Source organism: Streptomyces sp. NPDC001728 (assembly GCF_040297565.1).
Lineage (GTDB): Bacteria > Actinomycetota > Actinomycetes > Streptomycetales > Streptomycetaceae > Streptomyces.
Genome location: NZ_JBEOZK010000004.1, coordinates 85,605 through 111,558, shown reverse-complemented (window position 1 = coordinate 111,558; position 25,954 = coordinate 85,605). Strand labels below are relative to the sequence as shown.

The 25,954-nt window shown below is 71.7% G+C and carries 21 protein-coding genes and 2 pseudogenes; 10 read left to right on the top strand and 13 right to left on the bottom strand.

Features of this window, described 5'->3' with window-relative positions:
- Window positions 1-24 precede the first annotated feature (24 nt).
- Both ABT154_RS08355 and ABT154_RS08350 read right to left on the bottom strand, forming a co-directional pair.
- Entirely contained in the window at window positions 25-594 is a 570-nt protein-coding gene (locus ABT154_RS08355; RefSeq protein ID WP_351854486.1) for an NADPH-dependent FMN reductase, read from the bottom strand.
- A 201-nt stretch (window positions 595-795) separates the two neighbouring features.
- Window positions 796-2,376: an aspartate:alanine exchanger family transporter gene (locus ABT154_RS08350; protein ID WP_351854483.1), complete on the bottom strand. Its 1,581-nt coding sequence runs from the start codon at window positions 2,374-2,376 to the stop codon at window positions 796-798.
- 58 nt (window positions 2,377-2,434) lie between these two features.
- On the opposite strand from ABT154_RS08350, the gene ABT154_RS08345 reads away from it, so the two are divergent.
- Window positions 2,435-3,814 carry an NAD(P)/FAD-dependent oxidoreductase gene (locus tag ABT154_RS08345; protein WP_351854480.1) on the top strand — a complete coding sequence of 460 codons (1,380 nt, stop codon included), beginning with the start codon at window positions 2,435-2,437 and terminating at the stop codon, window positions 3,812-3,814.
- Window positions 3,815-3,956: 142 nt separating this feature from the next.
- Here ABT154_RS08345 and ABT154_RS08340 read toward each other — a convergent pair whose 3' ends face one another.
- Window positions 3,957-4,778, bottom strand: a complete 822-nt coding sequence (locus ABT154_RS08340) for a hypothetical protein (RefSeq protein ID WP_351854477.1) — start codon at window positions 4,776-4,778, stop codon at window positions 3,957-3,959.
- A gap of 207 nt (window positions 4,779-4,985) precedes the next feature.
- On the opposite strand from ABT154_RS08340, the gene ABT154_RS08335 reads away from it, so the two are divergent.
- The 3 genes from ABT154_RS08335 to ABT154_RS08325 all read left to right on the top strand — a co-directional run bounded on the left by ABT154_RS08335 (window position 4,986) and on the right by ABT154_RS08325 (window position 7,083).
- Window positions 4,986-5,426, top strand: coding sequence for a GNAT family N-acetyltransferase (locus ABT154_RS08335; protein ID WP_351854474.1), 441 nt, complete (start codon window positions 4,986-4,988; stop codon window positions 5,424-5,426).
- Between the two features lie 92 nt (window positions 5,427-5,518).
- Window positions 5,519-6,598: an NAD(P)H-dependent amine dehydrogenase family protein gene (locus ABT154_RS08330; RefSeq protein ID WP_332433600.1), complete on the top strand. Its 1,080-nt coding sequence runs from the start codon at window positions 5,519-5,521 to the stop codon at window positions 6,596-6,598.
- A complete protein-coding gene (locus ABT154_RS08325; RefSeq protein ID WP_351854471.1) occupies window positions 6,595-7,083 on the top strand; it encodes a carboxymuconolactone decarboxylase family protein in 489 nt (162 codons plus the stop codon). The genes ABT154_RS08330 and ABT154_RS08325 overlap by 4 nt, the downstream gene beginning before the upstream one ends.
- A gap of 57 nt (window positions 7,084-7,140) precedes the next feature.
- On the opposite strand, the gene ABT154_RS08320 is transcribed toward ABT154_RS08325, so the two are convergent.
- The 3 genes from ABT154_RS08320 to ABT154_RS08310 form a co-directional block, all read right to left on the bottom strand.
- The gene (locus ABT154_RS08320) at window positions 7,141-8,784 is read right to left on the bottom strand and encodes a GMC oxidoreductase (RefSeq protein WP_351854468.1); all 1,644 of its coding nucleotides are present in this window, start codon (window positions 8,782-8,784) and stop codon (window positions 7,141-7,143) included.
- A 114-nt stretch (window positions 8,785-8,898) separates the two neighbouring features.
- A complete protein-coding gene (locus ABT154_RS08315) occupies window positions 8,899-10,332 on the bottom strand; it encodes an aspartate ammonia-lyase (protein ID WP_351854466.1) in 1,434 nt (477 codons plus the stop codon).
- Between the two features lie 341 nt (window positions 10,333-10,673).
- Entirely contained in the window at window positions 10,674-11,774 is a 1,101-nt protein-coding gene (locus tag ABT154_RS08310) for an asparaginase (protein ID WP_351854464.1), read from the bottom strand.
- Window positions 11,775-11,892: 118 nt separating this feature from the next.
- Between ABT154_RS08310 and ABT154_RS08305 the strand changes: the two genes are divergently transcribed.
- Both ABT154_RS08305 and ABT154_RS08300 read left to right on the top strand, forming a co-directional pair.
- Window positions 11,893-12,357, top strand: a complete 465-nt coding sequence (locus ABT154_RS08305; RefSeq protein WP_209493231.1) for an Lrp/AsnC family transcriptional regulator — start codon at window positions 11,893-11,895, stop codon at window positions 12,355-12,357.
- A gap of 201 nt (window positions 12,358-12,558) precedes the next feature.
- Window positions 12,559-13,365 carry an endonuclease I family protein gene (locus ABT154_RS08300; RefSeq protein WP_351854460.1) on the top strand — a complete coding sequence of 269 codons (807 nt, stop codon included), beginning with the start codon at window positions 12,559-12,561 and terminating at the stop codon, window positions 13,363-13,365.
- 4 nt (window positions 13,366-13,369) lie between these two features.
- Here the strand turns inward: ABT154_RS08300 and ABT154_RS08295 are convergent, their stop codons facing one another.
- Both ABT154_RS08295 and ABT154_RS08290 read right to left on the bottom strand, forming a co-directional pair.
- Window positions 13,370-14,953 carry a SulP family inorganic anion transporter gene (locus ABT154_RS08295; RefSeq protein ID WP_351854457.1) on the bottom strand — a complete coding sequence of 528 codons (1,584 nt, stop codon included), beginning with the start codon at window positions 14,951-14,953 and terminating at the stop codon, window positions 13,370-13,372.
- A gap of 282 nt (window positions 14,954-15,235) precedes the next feature.
- Window positions 15,236-15,829 carry an HPP family protein gene (locus ABT154_RS08290; RefSeq protein ID WP_351854455.1) on the bottom strand — a complete coding sequence of 198 codons (594 nt, stop codon included), beginning with the start codon at window positions 15,827-15,829 and terminating at the stop codon, window positions 15,236-15,238.
- 856 nt (window positions 15,830-16,685) lie between these two features.
- On the opposite strand from ABT154_RS08290, the gene ABT154_RS08285 reads away from it, so the two are divergent.
- Both ABT154_RS08285 and ABT154_RS08280 read left to right on the top strand, forming a co-directional pair.
- Complete coding sequence (locus ABT154_RS08285; protein ID WP_467428637.1) at window positions 16,686-17,402, top strand: flavodoxin family protein; 717 nt, start codon at window positions 16,686-16,688, stop codon at window positions 17,400-17,402.
- A 401-nt stretch (window positions 17,403-17,803) separates the two neighbouring features.
- Complete coding sequence (locus ABT154_RS08280) at window positions 17,804-19,222, top strand: DUF2252 domain-containing protein (RefSeq protein WP_351854450.1); 1,419 nt, start codon at window positions 17,804-17,806, stop codon at window positions 19,220-19,222.
- A gap of 64 nt (window positions 19,223-19,286) precedes the next feature.
- Here the strand turns inward: ABT154_RS08280 and ABT154_RS08275 are convergent, their stop codons facing one another.
- The 4 genes and pseudogenes from ABT154_RS08275 to ABT154_RS08260 form a co-directional block, all read right to left on the bottom strand.
- Window positions 19,287-19,715 carry an SHOCT domain-containing protein gene (locus ABT154_RS08275; RefSeq protein WP_351854448.1) on the bottom strand — a complete coding sequence of 143 codons (429 nt, stop codon included), beginning with the start codon at window positions 19,713-19,715 and terminating at the stop codon, window positions 19,287-19,289.
- Complete coding sequence (locus ABT154_RS08270; RefSeq protein WP_351855103.1) at window positions 19,712-19,912, bottom strand: hypothetical protein; 201 nt, start codon at window positions 19,910-19,912, stop codon at window positions 19,712-19,714. Before ABT154_RS08270 ends, ABT154_RS08275 begins: the two co-directional genes overlap by 4 nt.
- 191 nt (window positions 19,913-20,103) lie before the next feature.
- Window positions 20,104-20,514, bottom strand: a pseudogene (locus ABT154_RS08265) (sulfatase-like hydrolase/transferase); the annotation flags it as partial.
- 244 nt (window positions 20,515-20,758) lie between these two features.
- Window positions 20,759-22,069, bottom strand: coding sequence for a cation:proton antiporter (locus ABT154_RS08260; RefSeq protein WP_351854445.1), 1,311 nt, complete (start codon window positions 22,067-22,069; stop codon window positions 20,759-20,761).
- Window positions 22,070-22,255: 186 nt separating this feature from the next.
- Between ABT154_RS08260 and ABT154_RS33915 the strand changes: the two are divergent.
- Window positions 22,256-22,396, top strand: a pseudogene (locus ABT154_RS33915) (DUF7144 family membrane protein); the annotation flags it as partial.
- Between the two features lie 68 nt (window positions 22,397-22,464).
- On the opposite strand, the gene ABT154_RS08255 reads toward ABT154_RS33915, so the two are convergent.
- Complete coding sequence (locus ABT154_RS08255; RefSeq protein ID WP_351854442.1) at window positions 22,465-23,697, bottom strand: PP2C family protein-serine/threonine phosphatase; 1,233 nt, start codon at window positions 23,695-23,697, stop codon at window positions 22,465-22,467.
- A gap of 736 nt (window positions 23,698-24,433) precedes the next feature.
- On the opposite strand from ABT154_RS08255, the gene gad reads away from it, so the two are divergent.
- Window positions 24,434-25,825 carry a glutamate decarboxylase gene (gene gad / locus ABT154_RS08250; protein WP_502969466.1) on the top strand — a complete coding sequence of 464 codons (1,392 nt, stop codon included), beginning with the start codon at window positions 24,434-24,436 and terminating at the stop codon, window positions 25,823-25,825.
- Window positions 25,826-25,954 lie beyond the last annotated feature (129 nt).

Sequence of the window (25,954 nt, the reverse complement as noted above, 5' to 3'; positions counted from 1 at the left end):
AGTCGGCACTCGGTGCGCGACCGCTCAGCGCGGCGGAAGGACCGTCAGCACCCGCTCGACGAAGGCCTTGAAGTCCGCCATGAAGTCGCTCAGGAACTGCTGCGTCGTCGGATCGGTGACCTCCCCGTCGTCGCCGAACAGCCCCGGGGTGAACTGGATGTACGCCTCCGGGGCGTTCATCTGCGGGGAGTTGCAGAAGCTCAGCACCGAGCGGAGGCTCTGCTGGGCGACGGCGGTGCCGATCTTGCCGGGCGAGGCGCCGATCACGGCGGACGGCTTGTGGGTGAACGAGTTGGTGCCCCAGGGGCGGCTGGCCCAGTCGATGGCGTTCTTGAGGCCGCCGGGGATGGAGCGGTTGTACTCGGGGGTGACGAAGAGGACGGCGTCGACGGCCGCGATGGCGTCCTTGAGGGCCTGACCCTCGGGCGGGTAGTCGGCGTCGAAGTCGTGGTTGTAGAGCGGGAGGTCCTTGATGGGGATCTCCCGGAACTCCAGCCCGGGGGGCGCGACGCGGATCAGGGCCCTGGAGAGGATCCGGTTGATGGACTTCGTCGAGAGGCTGCCGACGAAGTAGCCGACCTGGTACGTGGCCATGCGGACGGTCCTGCCTTCCGGGGACGGTGCGGGGCTGGGGCGGCCCCGGCCCGCCGTGGCGGCCGGGGTCCCCGGGCAACGTAACCCGGCCGCCGCACCGCGGCGACCGGAGGAACCGCCGGGCTCGGAGCCGGACGGCCCCGGTCCGGCCCCGCCCCGGCCCGGTGAGAGGCCCAGGGCCGGTCGGAGGCCCGCGGTCGGTCAGAGGCCCACGATCAGCTGGATGCAGACGATCTTCACGAGGATGGCGAGGGCGAACAGGGTCGCGTACCCGGTGTTGACCCGGCTGTCCGAGACCCGGCTGTTGGCGTACGCGGTGATGGCCGGATTGCCCACGTACCCGGCGAGCAGCCCCATGGTGCGCGGCCTGCTCTGGCCGAGGAGCCGGGCGACGAGGACCATCAGGGCGTAGCTGAGCACGGCGCTGATGACGAGCACGGTCAGGAGTTTCAGGCCGAAGAGGGAGAAGGCGTCGCGGCGGAAGGCGTAGCCCGAGGTGAGTCCGACGCAGGCGAGGAAGATCAGCAGGCCGATCTGGCGGAGCGTGAGGTTGGCGCGGGTGGGCAGGACCCAGACAAGGGGCCCGGTGCGACGCAGCCGGCCGAGGATCATGGCCATGACGAGCGGTCCGGCGGCGGTGCCGAGGGAGAGGACCGTGGAGCCGATGGTGAGCTTCGGGATGCCGATGAGGAACCCGGCGGCGAGGCCGAGGCCCATGCTGACGGCGCTGACCTCGCTGACCTTGGCCTCGGTGTCGCCGAGGAATCCGGTCACCTCGGCGGTCCGCTCGCGGGGCATGACGACGCGGACCCGGTCGTCGAGCTGGAGGAGCAGGTCGTCGTGGGCCAACAGGTCCTGGTCGCCGCGGCGGACGCGGGTGGCCTTGGCGCCGTAGAGCTCGCCGAGGCGGATCTCGGCGACCGTCCGGCCGGCGAGGTCCGGGTTGGTGAGCAGGATGCGCCGGTAGTCGACGACGTCGCGCCGGTCGAGGAGATGGGCGGGCGCCTGGGTGCCGAGTGCCTCGATCCCGGCGGCGACGGCCTCCGGGCCGCCGACGAGGACGACCTGGTCGCCGGGGGCGAAGGCGTCGGGGGCGAGGGCCACCCGGGGTGTGCCGTCCCCGCTCCGCTGGGCACTGGCGAGGAGCTGTCCCCCGGCGGAGCCGGGGACGTCGGCCCAGCGAACCGTCCGGGTGACGTCGACGGTGCGGGTGATGAGTTCCCTCGGGAGTCCGGTGCCGGGGTCGCGGCGGCCGGTCCAGTTCCGGACGGCGGCGATGCCCGCGACGAACAGGATGGTGAGGACGACGGCGAGGGGGTAGCCGATCGCGTAGCCGGTGGCGGGCTGGGACGGGACGGACGACGAGGCCTGGGCGGCGGCGAGGCCCGGGGTGGTGGTGCCGATGCCCGCGTAGCCGCCCGCGAGATAGGGGCCGTCGATGCCGAAGACCGTGCTGCCGAGGAAGCCGACGACGAGGGCGGTGACGACGAGCGCGGCGACGGCTCCGGTCATCACGGCCAGCTGGGGCCGGAGTTCGCGGAAGAAGGCCGGGCCCGCTTCGAGGCCCACGGTGTACACGTACAGGGCGAGGCCGAGAACCGCGAGGCCCGCGGGCACGGCGGGGCCGATGTCCGGGTCGAGCGCGCCGAGCAGCAGCCCCACGAAGAGGACTCCGGCCGCGCCGAGCTTCACGGGACCGAAGCGGACCATGCCGAAGAGCGATCCTGCCGCAATGACGATAAAAAGGGTGAACCACGGATAGTCGGCGAAAAAATGCAACATGGCCTTACTCAGCCATATCCGATGGCTTCTTGCACGCTCATACGGAAGGGCGGACAGCGTGACGCGACCGAGGATTCTCGTGGTGGGCGCCGGATTCGCCGGAGTGGCCTGCGTCCGGAGGCTCGAACGCCGGCTCGCGGAGCGGGAGGCGCAGCTCGCACTGCTCTCGCCGTTCTCGTACCAGCTGTACCTGCCGCTGCTCCCCCAGGTGGCGGCGGGGGTGCTGACCCCGCAGTCGGTCGCCCTCTCGCTGCGGCGCAGCGAACGGCACCGGACCCGGATCGTGCCGGGTGGTGTGGTCGGCGTGGACACGGCGGCGAAGGTCTGCGTGGTGCGCACGATCTCCGGCGAGTACGTGACGGAGCCGTACGACCATCTCGTACTGTCGCCCGGCAGCGTGACCCGCAGCTTCGACATCCCCGGTCTCGCCGAGCACGCGCGCGGGATGAAGACGCTGGCGGAGGCGGTGTACATCCGCGACCACGTCATCGCCCAGCTCGACCTGGCGGACGCCAGCACCGACGAGGAGGAGCGGGCCGCGCGGCTGCGCTTCGTCGTGGTCGGCGGCGGCTACGCGGGTACGGAGACGGCGGCCTGCCTCCAGCTGCTCACCCACAACGCGGTGAAGCGGTATCCGCGCATCGACCCGCAGCTGATCAAGTGGCATCTGGTGGACATCGCGCCGAAGCTGATGCCGGAGCTGGGCGACAAGCTCGGCGCCGCCGCGATGGACATCCTGACCCGGCGGGGCATCGAGGTGTCGCTCGGGGTGTCGGTGGCCTCGGTGGACGCGGAGACGGTGACGCTCACCGACGGGCGGGTGCTGCCGAGCCGGACGTTGATCTGGACGGCCGGGGTGGCGGCGAGTCCGCTGATCGGCACGCTCGGCGCGGACACCTTCCGGGGGCGGCTCGTCGTCTCGGCCGAGATGGCGGTCCCCGGACTCGACGGGGTGTGGGCGCTCGGCGACGCGGCGGCGGTGCCCGATCTCGCCAAGGGCGAGGAGGGGGCGATCTGCCCGCCGACCGCGCAGCACGCGATGCGCCAGGGGAAGGCGCTCGCCGACAACCTGGTGGCGACCCTGCGCCGGGAGCGGATGCATCCGTACACGCACAAGGACCTGGGGCTGGTGGTGGACCTCGGCGGTATGGACGGGGTGTCGAAGCCGCTCGGGGTGGAGTTGCACGGGATGCCGGCGCAGGCCGTGGCCCGCGCGTACCACTGGGCGGCGCTGCGGACGAACGTGGCGAAGACCCGGGTGATGACGAACTGGCTGCTGAACGCGGTCGCCGGCGACGACTTCGTACGGACGGGCTTCCTGGCCACGAAGGCGGGGACGCTGCGGGACTTCGAGTACACGGACGCGTATCTGACGCCGGAGCAGGTCAGGAGCCACACTGCCGCGTTCCGCGGGGCGGTGGGGGCGGGCGGGAGCTGAGGGCGCGGGCGGGCTGCGCCGCGACGAGGGAGGCGGGTGGGTCCGGCTGTCACCGGACCCGCCCGCCTCCGCCGTCCGGCTTCCGCCCGCGGCGCCACCCTTCCTCCCTGCCCCTCCGCCTTCCGGTGTGCCTTCCGGTGCGTCAGCGGGCGAGTTCCGGGGCCGGGCCCATCACCACGACGGGTTCCGCCGCCGGGTCGAGGGCGCGCAGCAGCGCGCGCAGCGGCTCGCGTGGCAGGGCGACGCAGGCCTGGGTGGGGCCGCCGTGGTCGACGTGGATCCAGACGCCGCCGCCCTTGTCGGCTCCGAGCGGGCGTTCCTTGTCGAGCGGGGTGCGGCCGGGGACGCGGTTGTAGTCGATGGCGATCACATGGTCGAAGGAGCCTTCCAGGGGTTCGCCGGAGAAGCCGGTGCCGCTGATGGCGAACTCCTCGTCCTGGTCGTACGGGAGGCGGGCGCCGGGATCGGGCAGCCGGCCGCCCGCGTCACCGATCCGGAAGACCCCGATGGGGGTGCGCAGATCACCGGCGCTGTGGTCGGAGGTCCAGCCCTGGAGCGCGTTGTGGGCGGGCCAGGGGCCGGCCGTCGGGATCCAGCGACCACCGGGGTCCCGCGCGTACAGCGTCGCGGTGGAGGTGGAGGAGTCGGCGGTGGCACCGGTGACGACGAGGGCCTGGGTGGTGCCGTCGGGCACGAGGCCCTGGGTGACCGGGCCGATGCCGGGCAGGTGTGGGGCGGGGACGGGCGTGGCGATGAGGCTGTTGGCGGCCTCCGCCGGGCCTCCCGCCTCACCGGCCGCTCCGGCTGGCGGTGCCTCGGGGCGGGAGCCGCCGCCGGGCTGAGCCGCGGCGGCCCGCCCGGCGGGAGGTAGGGACGGGGTGGGGTGCGCGCAGCCGGTGAGCAGCAGGGCGGCGCACAACGTGCCGGCGCTCAGCAGCGCGGGGGCGCCCTTGCGGACGGACATGGACGGTTCCTCCTGGCCGGGGGCAGTGCAGCGATCCGTACCCGTTCGCCGGGCGGCGCTGCCGTGGTCCCGGCGCCCTCACCCGGACGGCGGCACTCCAGGACGGCGGCCCTCGAACGGCCCACGCTCCGGACGGCCCGTCCGCCCGTACGCCCCGCGCTCCGAAGCCGTTTGCCCCTCCCCCGCCCGGTGCGGTTTCCTGCTCCGATGAACGATCTTCGTATCGAGCGGGCTCTGAGCGAGGTGCAGCTCGCGGACTGGCGGGCCGTCCACAACGCGATCATCCCCACGGCCGTGCTCTCCTCCGACGAGGTGCGGGAGCGGGCCGGGCGGAACCGGCTGGACGTCGCGTACCTCGGTGACGTCGTGGTGGGCTGTTCCACGGTGCGCCCGCCGGACGAGGAGACTCCGGCGGCGACCGTCATCGCCCGGATCCTGCCCGGTTTCCGGGGGCGGGGCCTCGGGACCGCGCTGTACGAGAGGGGCCTCGCGCACGCGCGGGCGCTGAGCGACGAGGGCGTGGAGACGGTGGTCCTCGCCTCCAACGAGGAGGGGCTGCGCTTCGCCCTCGCCCGGGGCTTCGCCGAGGTGGAGCGGTACGTCCTGCCGGGCGACACGGTGCCGTTCGTGGCACTGCGGCTGACCTGACGCGTTCCCGCCCGACCGGATGACCTGACGATTCGTCAGATCATCCGGTCGCGGGTCTGGGAACCTTCGGAGCCCGGCGCTACCCTCCGCGCATGATTCGGACGGTGGTGTGGGGTACCGGAAATGTCGGGCGCGCGGCGATCCGCGCCGTGGACGCCCATCCAGGCCTTGAGCTCGCGGCCGTGCTGGTCTCCGATCCGGCGAAGGTCGGACGGGACGCGGGCCGGCTCGCAGGGCTCGGCCACGATCTCGGGGTGACGGCCGTCGACGACGTCGGCGCGGTCCTCGGCTCGCGCCCGGGGGCGGTGGTGTACGCGGCTTCCGGCGACACCCGGCCCGACGGGGCGATCGAGGACGTGGCGCGGGCGGTGCGGACGGGCGCGGTGGTGGTCACCCCCGCGCTGTATCCGCTGTACGACCAGCGCAACGCGCCGCCCGAGTTCAGGGATCCGATGGTCGCGGCGGTCGCCGAGGGCGGTGGTTCGCTGTTCGTGTCGGGTGTGGACCCGGGCTGGGGCAACGACGTGCTGCCGCTGCTGGTGAGCGGGCTGGCCGCCACGGTGGACGTGATCCGCTGCCAGGAGATCTTCGACTACTCGACGTACGAGCAGGAGGAGTCGGTCCGGGAGCTGGTGGGGATGGGCCGGCCGATGGAGTACGAGCCGCCCATGCTGTGGCCCTCCGTGCCGACCATGATCTGGGGCGGCCAGGTGCGGCTGATGGCGCGGGCGCTCGGGGCCGAGCTCGACGAGATCCGCGAGACGATGGAGCGGCGCCCGCTGGAGTCCACCGTGAAGACGCGGACGATGGGCGTCTTCGAGGCGGGGACGCAGGGCGCGGTCCGCTTCGAGGTGCAGGGGATCGTCGGCGGGGAGCCCCGGATCGTGATCGAGCACGTCACCCGCATCCACCCCTCGTGCGCGCCGGACTGGCCGGTGCCGCCGGACGGGGCGGGGGCGCACCGGGTGATCGTCGAGGGCAGTCCCCGCATCGAGGTGACGGTGGCGGCGACGGCCGAGGGCGAGAACCGGTCGGCGGGCGGGAACGCGACGGCGGTGGGCCGGCTCGTCGGGGCGATCGACTGGCTGGTGGCGGCGGAACCGGGACTGTACGACGCGCTGGACGTGCCGTTGCGGCCGGCGGTCGGGAAGCTGGGGAGGAGACCACGATGATCATCGAGATTCCCGAGGGCCAGGAGCCCATCGGGTACGTGTGGGGCGACATGGTGCCGGAGATCGGGACGGCGGCGGCGAACTTCTCATTGTCGGTGTACGCCCATACGACGCTGGGGCTGCGCGAGTTCGAAGCGGCGCGGCTGCGGATCGCGCAGATCAACGGCTGCGGCTTCTGTCTGGACTGGCGTACCGACCGGGACGGCGAGAAGGTCGAGGAGGGCTTCGACGAGGTCGTCGCGGCCTGGCGGGAGACGGAGGTCTCGGAGTCCTTCGACGAGCGGACGCGGCTCGCGGCCGAGTACGCCGAGCGGTACGCCCTGGACCACCACGGCCTCGACGAGGAGTTCTGGGCGCGGATGACGGCCCTGTACAGCCAGGAGGAGATCGTGGAGCTGACGATGAGTCTGGGCTCGTGGCTGGCGTTCGGACGGCTCAACCGGGTGCTGGGGCTCGACACGGTGTGCGTGCTGCCGACGCACTGAGGACCGGGAGAGGGGCCGGCCGGGGTTTCCGGCCGGCCCCTCTTCGCGTACGGGCGGTCAGAAGTCCTCGGCGACGATGCGCTCGATGTTGCGCTCGGCGAGGGCCGTGATGGTGACGAACGGGTTGACGCTGGTGTTGCCGGGGATCAGGGAGCCGTCGATGGCGTAGAGGCCGGAGTAGCCGTGGAGCCGGCCGTAGTTGTCGGTGGCCTGCCCCAGGACGGCGCCGCCGAGGGGGTGGTAGGTGAGGTGGTCGCCCCAGATCTTGTACGCGCCGAAGAGGTCGGTGCGGTAGATCGTGCCCTCCTTGGCGTTGATCTTGTCGAAGATGGTCTTCGCCGCGTCGATGGAGGTCTGCTTCCAGGCCCGGTCCCAGTTCAGGTCGACCTTGGAGGTGGCCGGGTTCCAGCTGAACTCGGCGCGGTGCGGGGTCTTGGTGATGGAGAGGTAGAAGGAGGCGTAGGTCTCGATGCCGGTGGGCAGCGGGGCGACCTCGGCGAAGGCGCCGCCGGCGTCCCAGTTGTCGATGCCCGCCGTGGGCATGGCCGACTGGAGTTTGCCGGTCGGGTCCCACATGTGGTTGGCGCGTCCGCACATGACGTTGCCGTTGTCGCCCCAGTTCTTGCCGACCTGGTCGTTGAGGGCGGGGAGCGCGCCGGTGGCCTTGAGGCGGGTGAGGAGCTTGCTCGTACCGACGCTGCCGGCGGCGAAGAAGACCTTGTCGGCGGTGACCGTCTTGCTCACCAGGGTGACGCCGGTGGTGTCGATCTGGTCGATGACGACGGTGTAGCCGCCGTCGGCCGCCGGGGTGACGGAGGTGACCTTGTGCAGGGCGGAGACGGTGACCCGGCCGGTGGCCGCGGCCTGGGCCAGATAGGTCTTCTGGAGGTTCTTCTTGCCGGCGTTGTTGCCGTAGATGACCTCGCCGTCGAGGGCCGACTTCGGCACGTTGCCGGCGAGTTCCTGCTTCATGTACTCCCAGTCGTAGACGTTCGGGACGAACACGAAGGGGAAGCCGGAGCGCTCGGCGTGCTTGCGGCCGACACGGGCGTACTGGTAGCAGGAGGCGTTCTCCCACCAGCTCTGGTCCACCTCGGTGACGCCGAGGCCGGCGTTGGCGCGCGGGTAGTAGGTGGAGTACATCTCGGCCGCGTCGACCGTGGGGAGGATGGCGGCGAAGTTCTCCCGGCGCGGGGTGACGGCCATGCCGCCGTTGACGAGGGAGCCGCCGCCGACCCCTCGACCCTGGTAGACGGTGATGCCGGCGAAGTCCTCGGCATCGAGGATGCCGGTGTGACAGGGCACGTCCTTGTCGAGGGGGAAGCCGAGGAAGTTGCTCAGCGGCTGCTTGGTACGGCTGCGCAGCCAGAAGGAGCGGTAGTCGGGCCGGGTGGTGTTGGCGAAGATCTTGCCGTCGGATCCCGGGGTGTCCCAGGCCATGCCCATCTCGACCATGTGCACGTTCACGCCCGCGCGGGCGAGGCGGAGCGCGGCGACGGATCCGCCGTACCCGGTGCCGACGATGAGGGCGGGGACGTGCGCGCCGCTCGGGATGGGGGTGGAGGCGAGACCGGTGACGGCCTGCGCCGGAGTGGCGTGGGCGGCCAGGGCGGCGGCGCCGAGAAGAGAACCTGTTCCCGCGAGGAACCGGCGACGGCTGACGCCGCCGGTCCCCTTTCCGGGCATGGGCTGTTCACTCATGTGATGTCCCTCACTGGCGAGCGAATGGGAACATGTTCTACTGTCGCCCGTCGGGGAAGTCACGAGAAACCGACGGGTAACTTATGTCCGGGTGCGCATGCGCGTGCGAGGGCCTCAGACGAGGCTGGATCCCGGGGCGCCGGTGAGGCGCTCGGGGGTGAGCAGCTCGGCCAGCCGGTCGGCGGGGATCAGCCCCTTCTCCAGGGTGAGTTCGACGACGCCGCGCCCGGTGGCGAGCGCCTCCTGCGCGATGGCGGTGGCGGCGGTGTAGCCGAGGTGCGGGTTGAGCGCGGTGGCGAGCCCGATCGAGTTCTCGACCGCCGCGCGGAGCGTCTCGGTGTTGGCGGTGATGCCGTCGACACAGCGCTCGGCCAGCGTCAGGCAGGCGGCGCGGAGCGAGAGCAGGCTCTTCGAGAGGGCGTGGAAGATCACCGGCTCGAAGGCGTTGAGCTGGAGCTGTCCGCCCTCGGCGGCCATCGTGATGGTGATGTCGTTGCCGATGACCTCGAAGGCGACCTGGTTGACGACCTCGGGGATGACGGGGTTGACCTTGCCCGGCATGATGCTGGAACCGGCCTGGACCGGCGGCAGGTTGATCTCGTTGAGGCCGGCGCGCGGGCCCGAGGACAGCAGCCGGAGGTCGTTGCAGGTCTTGGAGAGCTTGACCGCGATGCGCTTGAGGACGCCGGACAGCTGGACGAAGGCGCCGCAGTCCTGGGTGGCCTCGATCAGGTTGACGGAGGTCACCAGCGGCAGCCCGGTCAGCTCGGCGAGGTTGCGGCGGGCGGTCTCGGCGTAGCCGGGGGCGGCGTTGAGGCCGGTGCCGATGGCGGTGGCCCCGAGGTTGATCTCGTGGATGAGCTCGATCGCCTCGGCGAGCCGGCCGCGGTCCTCCTCCAGCATCACGGCGTACGTGGAGAACTCCTGGCCCAGCGTCATGGGCACCGCGTCCTGGAGCTGTGTACGACCCATCTTCACGACCTCGCGGAACTCCAGGGCCTTCGCGGCGAAGGCGTCCTGGAGCACGGCCATCGCGAGGAGGAGTCCGCGGGCGGCGCCGATCGCGGCGATGCGGATGGCGGTCGGGTAGACGTCGTTGGTGGACTGGCCGAGGTTGACGTCCTCGTTGGGGTGGAGCCGGCCGTAGTCGCCCTTGGCGTGGCCGAGGAGTTCCAGGGCGCGGTTGGCGACGACCTCGTTGGCGTTCATGTTGGTGGAGGTCCCGGCACCGCCCTGGACGACGTCGACGACGAACTGGTCGTGGAGCCGCCCCTCGCGGATCTCCCGGCAGGCGCCCGCGATGGCCGCGGCCTTGTCGGCGGGGAGCAGGCCCAGCTCCTCGTTGGCGCGGGCCGCGGCCTCCTTGACGGCGGCGAGCGCGTCGATCAGCAGCGGGTAGACGGAGATCGGGATCCCGGTGACGGTGAAGTTCTCGGTGGCGCGCAGGGTGTGGACACCCCAGTAGGCGTCGGCGGGCACGTCCCGGTCACCGAGCAGATCGTGCTCGCGTCGGACGGGAGCGGGGTGCGGGGCCGGTGCGGGGAGCATGGGTGCCGTTCTCCTGGGGGTGCGGGGTGGGGCGGGGGTGCGGATGGGGGCGCGGGGGCTCGCGGGGGGGGCGGGACTGTGTGACGCCGGGGCCGTCCGGCGCCGTCCGGCGCCGGAATCCGGGGCGTACGACTCCGGGAGCCGGGGCGTACGACTCCGGGAGCCGGGCCCGAACGGGGAGCCGGGCCTGTGCGACAGCCGGGGCCGCCGCCGGGATCGGGGTCGTACAGCACCTGCGACCCGGCGACGTTCGCGCCGAAGTTGGCTCCGGCCCGTGGGCGGGCGGGGGGGTGCGCCGCCCACGAGCCGGGGTTCTGGGGGTGTCGGTCCGGTCGGCCGCGTCAGGCGCGGGCGGCGACGGCCGAGGCCGAGCGGGAGCCGCCGGTGGCGAGGGCCGGTTCCGCGCGGACCGGTCCGTCGAGGACGCGGCGCAGGAGGGCCGTGGCGCGGGCGGGGTCGCTCTCGGCGAGGAGAGCGGCGAGGAGAGCGATCCGTGCCTGGGCCGCACGGAGGGTGCCGGTGAGCAGCGCTCCGGCGGCGACGAGGTCGACGGCTCCGCCGCCGGTGTAGATCTCGGCGAGCGGTCCGGCGGGGACGCGGGTGGTCACCGCGACGAGGACGCCCTGCGCGACAGCCCCGGCGACGGCCTCGGCGATCTCGGGGGTGGCGTTGCCCGCGCCGGTCGCGACCAGGACGATGCCCCGGGAGCCGGCCGCGACGGCGGCATTCAGCAGGAACGGGTCGCCGTCGGAGTGGTGGGTGATGATGTCGACCCGGGGCAGCGGCACGGCGGCGGGGTCGGCCGGGTCCGCCGTGTGCGCGGCGGCGGGGAGCGGCAGGGGCGTCGGGCGCTCCGGCTGCCGCTCGATGTCGACGCGGGAGAACCCGACCCGGCCGAGGCGCTCGATGGAGGGGTCGGAGAAGGCGTCGGCGGCGAGGGTCCGGGTCTTGACCGTGCCCCGGGCGGCGTGGACGCGTCCGTCGAAGACGACGAGGACGCCGAGGCCGCTGACGGTGGAGGCGACCTGGAGCGCGTCGTAGAGGTTGCCGGGGCCGTCGCCGTCGCCGGTACCGAAGGGGCGCTGGGCCCCGGTGAGGACGACCGGGCGGGGGTCCGTGTGGTGGAGGTCCAGGAGGAAGGCGGTCTCCTCCAGGGTGTCCGTGCCGTGGGTGATCACGATGCCGTCGACGCCGGGGTCCGCGAGGGTCTCGTGGACGGTGCGCAGGAGGGAGAGCTGATGGGCGGCCGTCATGCGCGAGCTGTTGACGTTGAAGAGGTCGACGACCTCGACGGTGACGCCTTCGGGGAGGGGCGCGGTGGCCAGGACGTCGTCTCCGGAGGCGTCGGCCGCGTAGCCGGTGCCCTGCCAGCGGCTGGCGATGGTGCCGCCGGTGCTGATGACGACGATCCGGCGCGCTCCCCCGTCGTTCGTCCGCTTCATGGCTGCCGTCCTTACTCCGTACCGATTTCGCCCTGCCCCGCAACGATAGGCCAGGGGGCGCGCAAGGCGATTGCGAAATGGCCCGGTAAATGGTTCATCCGTGGTAGATAATTGCGCCATGGACCGAATCGATCTCCACATCTTGCGCGAGCTCCAGAGCGACGGCCGGCTGAGCAACCAGGAGCTGGCCCAGCGGGTGGGCCTCAGCCCGTCGCCCTGTCTGCGCCGGGTGCGCCAGCTGGAGCAGGACGGGGTGATCCAGGGCTACCGGGCGATCATCGATCCGGAGGCGGTGGGGCGGGGCTTCGAGGTCCTGGTCTCGGTGGAGGTACGCCGGGACCGGGAGACGGTCGAGGCCTTCGAGGAGGCCCTCCAGGACGTGCCGGACGTCATCGAGGCGTACCGGCTGTTCGGCAGCCCGGGCTGCCTGCTGAGGATCGCGGTGGCCGACCTCGCGGCGTACGAGCGGCTGTGGATCGAGCGGCTGACGACCCTGACCGGGGTCACCGAGGTCAACTCCCAGATCATCATGAAGCGGATCAAGGAGCCGAAGGGGATGCCGGTGGACGTCCGGGGCGGCTGACCGCGCCAGGACACAGGCATCCAGGGGTTGTTCGGTTGCGTCGTGTGCGAGAACGTCACGGAACAGCCTCCTCCTCGTTACATGACAGGTACCTGACGTGTGCCACTCTCCCGATGACACGAAGTCAACACGCGTAGACAAAGGGACCGTTGACCCCGGGCCCGCCGTCCCCGCGTGCCGTCCCCGGGAAAGGGCCCCCCCATGTCCGTTGTGCGGATCGGCAGCTGGAAGGTGTGGGCGGCGACCCTCGCCGCCACTCTCGTCGGCATCACGCTCCCCGCGGTCACCGCGACTCCCGCGAGCGCCACGACCACCGCGTACGACAGCACGTACTACAAGAACGCGATAGGCAAGACCGGCACCAGCCTCAAGTCCTCGCTGCACACCATCATCAGCGGCCAGACCACCAAGATCTCGTACGACGCGGTCTGGAACGCGCTGAAGACGACGGACCAGGACCCCGCCAACACCAACAACGTCATCCTGCTCTACAGCGGCACCTCGCGGAGCAAGAGCCTCAACGGCGGCGCCGTCGGCAACTGGAACCGCGAGCACACCTGGGCCCAGTCCCACGGCAACTTCGGCACCTCGGCCGGCCCGGGCACCGACCTCCACCACCTGCGCGCGGCGGACGTCCAGGTCAACAGCACCCGGGGGAACAAGGACTTCGACAACGGCGGCAGCCCGGTCAGCGGCGCACCCGGCAGCTACACGGACAGCGACTCCTTCGAGCCGCGCGACGCCGACAAGGGCGACGTCGCCCGGATGATCCTCTACATGGCCGTCCGCTACGAGGGCGACGACGCCTGGCCCGACCTGGAGCCCAACGAGTCGACCAGCAACGGCAGCATCCCCTTCCACGGCCGCCTCTCGGTCCTGAAGCAGTGGAACGAGCAGGACCCGCCGAGCGCCTTCGAGGAGCGCCGCAACGACGTCATCTTCAACACCTACCAGCACAACCGGAACCCGTTCATCGACCACCCGGAGTGGATCGAGGCGATCTGGTAGCAGCTCACGGCGCCGCCCCGACCTGCTCGCCGTCCGCCGGGCGGGCGGGGCGGGGCTCCGGCAGCGCGTGCAGGCGTACGGCCTCCGGGCCCGCCGTGCTGTGACGCGCGGCCCAGCCCTCCAGCGCGGCCCGGCAGGCGTGGTCGAGGTGGTGGAGTCCGGACAGGTCCAGTTCGACCGGGCGGTCCCGGGGCAGCGCTTCGAGCACGTCGAGCATCTTCGGCAGCCGTAGGAAGTTCGCGTTCCCCGACAGGGTCACCCGCGCCGGGCCGAGGCCGTCGTCGGTGCGGTCCACCCGGAGGTGCGAGGCGTCCCAGGCCGCCTTGCCCACGGAGAGCGCGAGCCCGATCAGGACCCCTTCGAGCATGCTCACGGTGAGGATCGCCAGGGCGGTCACCACCAGGACGAACGCCTCGCCGCGGTGGCCCCGCCACAGCGTGACCACCCCCTTGAACGGGATCAGCTTCCAGCCGGCGTGGACGAGGATGCCGGCGAGCGCCGCCAGCGGCACGTACTCCAGGGTGCCGGGCAGCAGCACCGCGAACAGCAGCAGCCACAGCCCGTGCAGCACACGGGACGCCCTGGTCCTCGCGCCCGCCCGGACGTTGGCCGCGCTGCGCACGACCACCGCCGTCATCGGCAGCGCGCCGAGCAGCCCGCAGACCGTGTTGCCGAGGCCCTGGGCCAGCAGCTCCTTGTCGTAGTCGGTACGCGGTCCGTCGTGCAGCCGGTCCACGGCCGCCGCGCCGAACAGCGACTCCGCCGAGGCGATCAGCGCGATGGCGAGGACCGTGCCGAACAGCGCGACGTCCCCCAACGCGGCGAAGGCCTCCGCCCCGGGGAGGCGGACGGCGTCCGTCACCCCGTCCACCCGCACCGTCGCGACCGGCAGACCGAGCAGCGCGGTCGCGAGCGCGGCAAGCAGGACGCCGACGAGCGCGCCCGGTACGGCGCGGACGCGGCGCGGCGCGTACCGCCATCCCACGATCACCAGGACCGTGCCGGCGGCGACGGCGAGCGGGGCCAGGGTGGCGGCGCCGCTGAGTACCCGCCACAGGGCGGCCGGAAGACCCGCGAGCCTGGCGAGACCCGAGGCGGGGGCGGTGGCCCCGGCCGCGGCGTACAGCTGGCCGGCGACGATGACCAGGCCGATACCGGCCAGCATGCCCTCGACGACCGAGAGCGAGATGGCCCGGAACCAGCGCCCCCATCCCAGCAGGCCCATGGCGACCTGGAGGAGCCCGGCGAGGAGGACGGCGACGCCGAGCCCGGTGAGGCCGAGGGTCCGTACGGCCTCGAAGACGAGCACGGTCAGTCCGGCGGCCGGCCCCGAGACCTGGAGGCTGCTGCCGCGCATGAGTCCGGTGACGAGACCGCCGACGATGCCGGTGATCAGACCGAGTTCGGCGGGGACGCCGGACGCGACGGCCACGCCGATGCAGAGGGGCAGGGCGACCAGAAACACGACGAGGGACGCCGCGAAGTCATGACGGAGGTCGTGCGTGAGGTCGAGGCGGCGGTCCTGCCGGGGGGTGCGGCGGAAGTGCTGTCGGAGGTCGTGCCGGAGACGGGGCAAGGAGGACGGCATACGGTTCTCTCCCCTTCAGTTCACGCGTGTCACCGAGCGAGGCGAGCGACGGCCCGTGCACGGTATTACGGCGACACGGCACCGATTTCGGGCACTCGGCGCACTGTCGGGCCTTGCGGCCTGAACCCGCCGGAACTTGACCCGATCACCCACGCGGAAGGCGCTCGGGGGTGCGACGCCCGGGGGCGCACCCGCCCCTGGCGCCCGCTCACCCGCGCCGGGGAGGGCGTACGGCCGCCGCCCCGGGGCGCACGGCGGCGGACCCGGCGGACCCGCGTCGGGTCACCACCAGTAGACGGGGTACTTCGGGGCTCCGCGCCGGACGCGGGAGGCGGCGAACGCGGTGAGCACGAGCAGGACCGTGGAGCCGAACAGCAGCGGGACGAACCGGGCCGGGGCGGGCGCCTGGAGCACCACGATGACGGCGGTGGCGCAGGCCGCCGCGTGCGGGGTCCTGGCGAGGGTCGTCAGGGCGAGGGTGACCCCGGCGGCCAGGGCGGCGGCCCAGGCGCTGCCCTGCGCGACGGCCGTCATCCCGTACCCGGCGGCGGCGCCGAGGAGATGGCCGACTATCACGCTCCGGGGCTGGGCGAGGGGTAGCGCGGGGGCGCAGTGCACCAGGGTGGCGCTGGCGGCGAGCGGCGGTATCAGGACCGGCTCGTGGAGGGCGGCGCCGATCGCGACGAGCCCGAGCAGGGCGGTCGTGACGGCGCCTATGTTGTGGGCGGCGGCCACGGGCGCGGGCCGTGCCGGGGCCCGGCCGGCCATCCTGGCCAGCCGGGAGCGGCGGCTCGCGGGAGCGGGAGCGGCCGTGACCCTGTCGGGTGCGGTGGCGGCCGGGCCGGGTTCCGGGCGCAGGGCGGTGTCGGTACTCATGGGGGCTGTGTTTCCGGGGCAGGCGGCCGGGGGCCGGACGAGACGGGGGCGGGTGGTCGTACGGGACCCTGTGGTCGACAGTCGGCCCGGTCTCGCGCCTGACCCTGGTGCGGCGGCGCAACCTCGCACCACTCTAACCAGCGGGTTTTCGGGGGCGGGGGTCGGGGCGGGGTGGGGACGGCCGGGCGGGACGCCCCGGGAGGACGCCCCGGCGCTTCCGGCGCGGCCCTCATGCTTTCGGTCGCGCCGAGTGGCCCGGCCGGGAGGTGGTGAGCAGGCCGGGAGGGGGCCCGCGCCTCGATCGTGATCGAGGCAAGGGAGTCGATCACCGTCCAGATGGTCCGGCGCGGTGGGCGCGCGACCGCGCACGTCTGTGATGGCGAACCCTGGGTGCTTCCAGCCGCCAGGGCAGGCGAGCCGTGCAGTTGTCCGCGAACGACGGCAGGACGAAGGGCCGCGGCGCGGTCGGGGCTCGACCCGAAGCCCCGACATGACCATGACCTTCCGGCTTGCCGATGCTCCCGCGGTCGGATCGCTTCGCGCTCCGGACGTCGTCGTGGGATCTCGCCGGCGAGCTGGAACGAGCCTTGCCGGCATCCGGCCCGACAGGCCCGCCCGATCGCTTCCGTCTGCTCCTGACCACGGGGGAATTCGCAGGTCGGGACGGAACCCGGGTGCGCTACGCCCGCCTTGGAATCGAGTGCGAGCAGACAGCCCCGACCGGTGGACCGGAGAGCGGACTGTCAGGCGACCGGCCCAGCTCCACGAGCGCCCGGGGCGAAGGCCTGGTGAGCTGTACCGGGAGATTTCCGGCGCCTTCACGTCCGGACTCCCGGAGCGTATGGAGGAGGATTCCGTGCCGGACTCAACGACGTCGTACGCCGACCTGCGCGCCCTGGTGATCAACTGCACCCTGAAACGTTCCCCGGAGCGCAGCCATACACAGGGGCTGATCGACATCAGCACCGGGATCATGGAGCGCCAGGGCGTGCGGGTCGAGGTACTCAGGGCGGTGGACATCGACATCGCGACCGGTGTCTGGCCGGACATGACGGAGCACGGGTGGGAGACGGACGAGTGGCCGGTGATCTACTCGCAGGTGATGGCCGCCGACATCCTGACCCTGGCGGGGCCTGTGTGGCTGGGAGACAACTCCTCGGTCATGAAGAAGGTGATCGAGCGTCTGTACGCCTGCTCGTCGATCCTCAACGAGCGCGGTCAGTACGCCTACTACGGTCGCGTGGGCGGCTGCCTGATCACCGGCAACGAGGACGGCGCCAAGCACTGCGCGATGAACGTCCTCTACAGCCTCCAGCACCTCGGATACGTCATTCCGCCGCAGGCGGACGCGGGCTGGGTCGGCGAGGCCGGCCCGGGCCCGTCGTACCTCGACCCCGGCTCCGGCGGGCCGGACAACGACTTCACGAACCGCAACACGACCTTCATGACCTGGAACCAGCTCCACCTGGCGAGGATGCTCAAGGACGCCGGTGGCATCCCCGCCCACGGAAACCAGCGCTCCGAGTGGGACGCCGGCTGCCGGTTCGACTTCGAGAACCCCGAGCACCGTTGAGCACGGGCCGGAAGGTCTGAGGTCCGGTGGAAGTCAGCTCCGGATCAAGCATCCCCTGGTGTGCTTCGCGATCCGCGCGTTCCTGGACGACGGCGACGGCTCCGCACCGCCCGCCGCCTCCCGGGCCACTGCCGACTGACCCGGCTCGCCGCGAGCCCTCTCCGGTAATACGTTGGGGGGGAAAAGGCCTGTGAGCCCGCCGTCGCGTCGGCACGAGCGCTCCGGGCTGGGCCTCCGAGACGGCGGGGGCGAGCTCGCGCCGACAGCAGTTCCCGCCACGTCCCCGTCGCGGCGACGGCTGCGGCACGGCTCACGGCCTGCCGCGCACCGGAGCGGTCAACCACATTGACGGCTGCAGTCGCCCTGTACCCAGAGGCGAACCATCCCCTGGAGTTGCTGCCATGACCGAGAACCACCTGGACGGCCGCGAGTTGCGTCACCGCACTCCGCAGGAGCGTGCCGCGCTGGGCAAGGCGGCGCGGGTCGCCGTACCCCGCTCCAGCCACGCCGAGTTCACGCCGGGGCCCAAACGGCCGGACCCGCTGGACATCATCGAGAGGCAGTCGGCCGCGCGGCTGCCCGACCTCGTGCCGATCCGCTACGGAAGGATGTCCGAGTCACCGTTCCGGTTCTATCGGGGAGCCGCCGCCATCATGGCGTCCGACCTCGCGGAGACGCCGAGGACAGGGTTCCGGACCCAGCTGTGCGGCGACGCTCACATGTTGAACTTCCGCCTGCTGGCCTCACCCGAGCGCCGCCTCATGTTCGACATCAACGACTTCGACGAGACGCTGCCGGGCCCTTGGGAGTGGGACGTCAAGCGCCTGGCCGCCAGTCTCGTCATCGCCGGCCGGTCGAACGGCTTCAGCACCAAGGAACGTGCCGGGATCGTACGGGCCACCGTGAGGTCCTATCGCGAGAGCATGCGGACCTTCGCCGGCCTCGGCAACCTGCCGGTCTGGTATGCCCAGTTCGACGAGGCATGGGTGCGGGGACGGTTCGGGGCGGAGCTGTCCGCGCGGGGCCGCCAACGCTGGGCGCAGGCCGCGACCAAAGCGCGTTCGCACGACACGCTCCAGGTCTTCGACAAGCTCACCCGTGTCGTCGACGGCGAGCGCAGGATCAACCCGGATCCACCGCTCATCACCCCTCTTGAGGACCTGCTGCCGGACGATCGGCGTGGCCCGCTGGAGCAGCAGATCAGCCGGCTGATCGAGCGTTATGGCAAGACCCTGCAGTCGGACCGGCGGTTCCTGCTGGAGCAGTACCGGGTGGCCGACATGGCGCGCAAGGTCGTCGGGGTCGGCAGCGTGGGCACCCGCTGCTGGATCGTACTCCTGCTGGGGCGGGACGACGAGGATCCGCTCTTCCTCCAGGCCAAGGAGGCCGACGAGTCGGTTCTCGCACCACACGTCGGGGCCACCAAGTACTCGACGCAGGGCGAGCGGGTCGTCTCCGGGCAGCGGCTGATGCAGGCCACCAGCGACATCTTCCTGGGCTGGGAGCGGGTGGAGGGGATCGACGGCCGACGGCGCGACTTCTACGTCCGGCAGTTGCGGGACTGGAAGGGCGTGGCCGTCGCCGAGGACATGGTGCCGCGGGGCATGCGTACGTTCGGCGCTCTGTGCGGTGCGACGCTGGCCCGCGCCCACGCCAGGTCCGGCGACCGCATCGCCGTCGCCGCCTATCTGGGCGGCGGGGACGCCTTCGACCGGGCGCTGGTGACCTTCGCGGAGCGCTACGCCGATCAGAACGAACGGGACCACCAGGCACTCGTCGACGCCGTCGGCGCAGGACGGCTGCCGGCCGAGGCCGGCTGAGGAGGCATCACACGGGGCCGCGCCGACTGCTACGAGCCGTCGGCGCGGCCCCGCTTCCCCGGGTTCAGTGCAGGATCTTCTCCTTGGCCCGCTGGAATTCGGCCTCCGTGATGTCACCCTTGGCACGGATCTCGGAGAGCTTGGCGAGTTGATCCGCCGCGTTGCCCGGCCCCGCCCCACGGCCCCCGGTCTCGCCCCCACTGCCGGCGGTCTCGCGGATGTAGTCGTCGAAAGCCCGCTGCTGGGCTTGGGCGTGCCTCACCTGGCGCTTGCCCATGCCCTTGCCCCGGGCCAGGACGTAGACGAACACGCCGAGGAAGGGGACCAGGACCACGAAGACGAGCCATCCTGTCTTGGCCGCCCCGCTGAGGTCGTCGTCCCGGAAGATATCGCCGATGACCCGGAAGAGCAGAAGGATCCACAGGATCCACAGAAAGATCCACATGACGGTCCAGAACGCTCCGAGGACCGGGTAGTCGTAGGCCAGGTTCATATCGTCGCTCCTTCTTCCTCGCCTCCGCCGGACAGCAGGTTCAGCCCGAAGGCTTCCCCGATGCCGCGCGCGGCGGTCACCACGCGGGCGCTGCCGACGGGGGCGATGGCCACGAGGGCGCCCTGGATCCTCTCCAGGGGCACGCCGATGTCGTCGGCTGCGCCGACGTTGGGCGGGTACGAGGCGGGGGGAGGCATCCATGGCCACCGGCGCCGCGATGCGGGTCAGCAGGTAGGTCTCGGGGTCCGGACCGGATCGCTCGAACGCGTTGAGCGTCATCTGGACCAGAGTGTCGAGCACGGGCGCGCCCGACTCGCCGGGGGCGCTGGCGCCCTCCGCCCCGACCGCTATTCCGTGCGGGCGCACGGTCGGTGGCGAGCAGGTCGTAGAGCGTGGGAACGGCGTCCACCGCATGGTTGTACTGCTGGCGCACCTCTCCCCGGGCCCCGATCCCCGCGGGCCGGGCGGCCAGGCACATGCCGGCCACGCCGCCCTCGTAACCGGCCCACCGCTTCGAGTACGGGAACGGTGTGTCGAACGCCCAGGCCCACCCGGTGTCGCAGTGGTCGTACGACGTCGGACTGCCGAGCTCGTCGATGGGCCCCAGGGACAGCTCGGTCGTTGTGCCGATGCCGTTGAAGAACCGCCACTCGTTGAACGTTCCGTTCGGTCCGCCCCCACCGCTCGCCCCGTTGTCGGAGACGGCCACGATGATCGTGTTGTCGCGCTCGCCCGCCGTTTCGAGGTAATCGAGCACCCGACCGAGCCGGTCGTCGCGACCGGCGCAGACCTCGGCCATCCGAACGAACAGCCGTCGCTTTCGGGGCGCTCTCGGGCGGGCGCGAGGAAGGGTTCCCCGTCCGGCTGCGGATGTCCAGGGCGATCTGCCCCTTGAAGGGCTTGGCCATGACGATTCTCCTCGCTGCCCCGAATCCTCACACGGTGCCCCTCCAGCATCACCAGGGACGGCTCGCCTTGCGTCACCCCCTACGGGTGACAGGACCCTGGAGCGGCAACCCGCCCCGCGGAGCACGTGTACGACGTCATCGGGCGGTGAGGCGCCGCTGGGCGGCCTCGGGGATGGGCGTCCCCTCGCGCAGTTCCCGGCCCGTGGCCGTGGTCTTCCCGATCCAGCGGCCGTACCGGTCGGCGAGGGCGACGGCCGAGACACCGTGGAGAAGGACGCTCAGGCCGACGGTGACCGCGACCACCCTGCCCAGCAACCCCACACCGGGGACGTGCTCCTCCACCACGAGCAGCCCCAGCACGACGGACGCCAGACCGCGCGGCCCGAACCACCCGATGTACGCCAACGTGGGCAGCCGGAGCCCGCTGCCGGCGAGCGCGACGGCCACCGGAAGCATCCGGACGACGGTCAGGCTGAGCACCCCGTAGGCGACGATCCGCCAGCTCACGTCCTGGAGAGTCGGACCGAGGAGTACCGCGCCGAAGACAAGCAGGCTGATCGAGGCCAGGAGCCCGCCGAGGTGCTCGGTGAAGTCGGCGCTGCGGCCGAATCCCTCCTGCGAACCGGTGTCCGCCCCTGATGCGGCCGGGAAGCGGCGCAGGGTGAGACCGAAGGCGAAGCCCGCGACCCAGGCGGCGATGAAGCCGCTGCCGTCCACCAGGACGCCCAGTCCGTACGACGCCGCCGCGACAGCCGGGACGAAGAGCTGCTCCCACTCCCGCGAGACCCACCCCCGTAGCCGCGCCACACCCAGCAACCGGCCTCCGCCCGCGCCGACCGACAGGCCCAGCACTGTGCTCAGCACGAGCGCGCGCCAGAAGACGCCCGCCGCCCCCTCCTCAGCGGCGGTCGTGCCTGGAATGCCCGCCAGGAAGAGGACGAAGAACGGCAGTACCATGCCGTCGTTCAGGCCGCTCTCCACATTGAGCCCCTGCCGCACGAGGGCCGGGACCTTTGGGCTGGTCATGGCGGTCTTGCCGAGGGCCGCATCCGTCGGAGCGAGGACGGCGCCGACCAGTGCGAGCTCCCAGGCGGTCAGCCCGGGAAGCAGGGGCCACGCCAGCAGCCAGCCCGCGCCGATGCTCAACGCCAGTCCGATGCCGAGAAGCCGGCCCGGCAGGAAGCCGCCGGATCGCAGGTCCCGTGGGCGCACGGTCATGGCATCGGTGAACAGGACCAGGGCGAGAGCGGCTTCGAGCAGAGTGAGGATCTGCCCGGCACTGTGCCCCAGATCGACGATGCCGAACACGGCGGGCCCCAGGAGTACCCCGCAGCCGACGAACACCATCGCGGACGACACCGGTGTCGAGGCCAACCGACGGGAGCCCAGCGCGTACGCGGCGGTGACGCCCGCTACCGCCACACCTGTCCATGCTTCACCGCTCATCTCCGGCCCTCCAGCCCTCCAGCCCTCGGGCTTTCAGAGCACCAGCGATCCGGCCCGTGAACCTCACCCTCCACGGGTGATCACCCCTCCCGGCCACGTCACACGCCCGAAGAAGCAGCGTTGGCAGCCGCGTCGCACCGACGAAGCGAGGAAGGCCCATGGCACGGCCCTTAACCGCTCGCACACATCCGAAGCGGCGGCAGGCGGACTGGACTGACGACGCTCGCCGGCGTCCTGCTGTTCATCGCCGACTTCCTGCCGATCCCGTACGAACCGTTCTGGTCGCTCACTGTGATCGCGCTGTACGCCTTCGCCATCTGGGCGCCGTGCGTCGAACGGCGGGAATGCGATCCGCGTCTCTGTCGCGGCACGGCTCCGGAAGTCGACGGCCTGGGTCACAGGCGGATGATGACCAGCGCCGTGTCGTCGGTGCTTCCGGTGGACGGGAGGAGGTCGGCCAGGAGGGCGTCGGCGAGGGCCTCGGGGCCGGCCTGCCCATGGCGGACGAGGGAGTCGGCGAGACGGGCCAGGCCGAGGTCGATGCCCTCGCGACGGCGCTCGACCAGACCGTCGGTGTACAGGACCAGGGTGGACCCGTCGGCGAAGGCCGTCGTGGCCTCCGGCCGCGGGACGTGTTCGGGGCGTGCGCCGAGAGGCGGATCGGTCGCCTGGTCGAGAAAGATCACGGTGCCGTCACGGTGCAGCAGGGCGGGCGGCGGATGGCCCGCGCTGCTGTACGTGAGGGTGTGGGTGTCCCAGTCGATGAAGGTCTTCACCACCGTGGTCGACTCGGCACCGTCGACATGCCGGGCGTACAGCCCCAGGGCCTCCAGGGCGCGGGCGGGGCCGTCGGCGACTCGCGCCGCCGCGCTCAGCGCGCTCCGCAGCTGCCCCATGACGCAGGCAGCCTCAAGGCCGTGGCCGACGACGTCGCCGACAGCGACCGCGATGCGGTCGCCGGGCAGGTCGACCAGGTCATACCAGTCGCCGCACACGTTCAGGGCACCGACGGCGGGCCGGTACCGGACAGCTGCCCGGTGGCGCCCGACCGGCGTGGGGGCGGGCAGCATCGCGTCCTGCAGAGCCAGGGCGATCTCACGATCGCGCGCATGAGCCCGGCGCAGGCGCTCGTTGACTTCCAGCAGTTCACGGGAGCGGGTGTAGAGCTCGGCCTCCAGCACGCGGGCCCGGCTGCTGTCACGGTCCGCGCCGCGGCGGGCGTGGATGAGCTCGGTGACCTCCTCCACCCGGTGCACGAGCAGCAACACTCTGCCGTCCGGGCCGAGTACGGGTGCGTTGACGGGGCTCCAGAAGTGCTCCACCCAATGACCGGGCCGCTCGCGGTCCTCGATGTCATAGCGCAGCAGCGCCATGGTGTCGCGCTCGCCTGTGGCCACCACGCGCAGCATCGACGCCTGGGTCTCGCGCTTGCCGGCCGCGGCCGGGTCGTTGGGGTTCTCGGGGAAGACGTCGAAGATGTAGCGGCCCAGCAACTGCTCGCGGGTGCGCCCGGCCAGCCGGAGGAAGTCTTCGTTGGCGTCGGCGTACACCAGGTCAGGGGTGAGCAGAGCCACCATGCCCGGCAGGGCGTGGAAGACCGCCGCGTAGTCGATCCGCGGTTTCCTCATGCGCTCTCCGCCTCCGTGCCGACCGTGAGTCTGCTGCGGTTCCAGGATAGAAGTGGACGCGCCGCGCAGCCGCGCCACTCCTCCCCCGAGTTCCTGTAGTCACCTGGGCGGCGCTGTCACGACTGGACCTCCCCCTTCGCGGGGTGGAGCTGAAGACCTGGCCCGACATCACCCCTCCGAGCCGATGACCGGGGCTCGGCATTCGTCAGCGGGGGGACGACCGAGTCCGTGATCAAAGAGCTGCCGTCAAGCCGGCAGCAGTCCGCACACAGTCCGCAGGACACCCGATCAGGACCGTCGCGCGCCATCGCCACCCACCACCAGAAGGCCAGGTCTCGGACCGGCATCGCGCGGTGGTCCACGTTGGTCTGCGTGAGCACCGTTCGGACGGCTGCGCCGAGGGTGGCTGCCGAGTTGGACACGGGCGTCACGACAGACACAGAGGCGCAGCGCATCTCCCTGCCGGACCAGGAACGACGGTCCGTTCACGCACCGCGACCGAGGAGGAGTTGCGATGCGGATCGTGTCGCGAGGTGCCTTGACCCCCAGAACGATCATGGAGCCGGAGTGTGCCCCGTTCGCGTTGTACGCGAACGCGCCGCGCGGCACCCCGGGCCGACATTCACCCTGCCGTCTCCCCGTGAATACCCCCGGGTGGACGACGCCCGCTGTCGGACCCCGGTGCCCGCCCATAGCCTCCGAGGGACACGGTAGGACGATGCGAGAGGTGCCAACAGTGGCTCTGCACAACGCCAGGGAGACGGCCGCCGAATCGGCTGCCGACATCTTCACGTCGCCGCTCAGCGAGAAGCCCTTGTCCAAGCGAGCCATGCCGGATCTGCCGGCGCCCCCCAAGGTCGTCTACCAGTTGCTGCGCAACGAGCTGCTGCTCGACGGCAACGCGGCACAGAACCTCGCCACGTTCTGCACCACATGGACCGACGACGAGGTCCGCCGCCTGATGGACCTGTGTCTCGACAAGAACATCGTCGACAAGGACGAATACCCGCAGACCGCCGAGATCGAGTCCCGGTGTGTCAACATCCTCGCCGGCCTGTGGCACGCGCCCGCCACCTCCGACGGGTCCGCACCGGCCGTGGGGTGCTCCACCACCGGATCCAGTGAGGCCGCCATGCTGTGCGGCCTCGCCCTGAAGTGGCGGTGGCGCGATCGTAGGCGCGCCGCCGGGCAGCCGACCGACCGGCCGAACCTGGTGTGCGGGCCGGTGCAGGTGTGCTGGGAGAAGTTCGCCCGCTACTTCGATGTCGAACTGCGCCAAGTGCCGGTGGAGCAGGGCGCGACCGGACTGCAAGCCCATCAGCTGCGCGACCACGTGGACGAGAACACCATCGGCGTCGTGGCGATCCTCGGGGTGACCTACACCTGCACCTACGAGCCGGTGGCGGAGATCGCGGCCGAACTCGACCGCATCCAGGCGGAGACCGGTCTCGATGTCCCCCTGCACGTCGACGCGGCGTCCGGCGGGTTCATCGCCCCCTTCCTTCACCCCGACCTTCAGTGGGACTTCCGCCTGCCCCGGGTCGCTTCGATCAACGCCTCCGGCCACAAGTACGGTATGGCCCCGCTCGGCGTGGGCTGGGCCCTGTGGCGCGACAAGGCAGCCCTGCCGGACGACCTGGTCTTCCACGTCGACTACCTCGGCGGCGACATGCCCACCCTCGCCCTGAACTTCTCCCGCCCCGGCGGCCAGGTCGTCGCCCAGTACTTCATGTTCCTGCGCCTGGGCCGTGAGGGATACCGGCGCGTCTACCAGGCATGCGCCGACACCGCTCAGCATCTGGCCCGGCACGTCGAGGAGATGGGCCCCTTCACCCTGCTCTACGACGGCCTCGGAGCACTTCCCGCCGTCTCCTGGACACTGACCGACCCGAGCTCGGTCGGCTGGAGCCTGTACGACTTGTCCGACCAGCTCCGCATGCGCGGTTGGCAGGTCCCGTCCTACCCACTCCCGCCGGATCGGCAGGAGACCGTGATCCAGCGCGTACTCGTGCGGCACGGCATCGACCGGGACGCGATCGAGCTCCTCGCCGAAGACATGCGCAGGGCGATCAAACACCTCGGCGACAAGCCCCCGCACGACTCGGACCGCGTCGGCTTCCACCACTGACGGCAGACTCGGGGCGACGGCCTGAGCCGACTCCCGCCGCCGCTTCACTCGCTCTCACCGAGCTGCCCAAGCCCTCTGGAACCAGGAACACGCGAGCCGACCGGTGCCGAGCCTCAGCCGGTGGCCGCG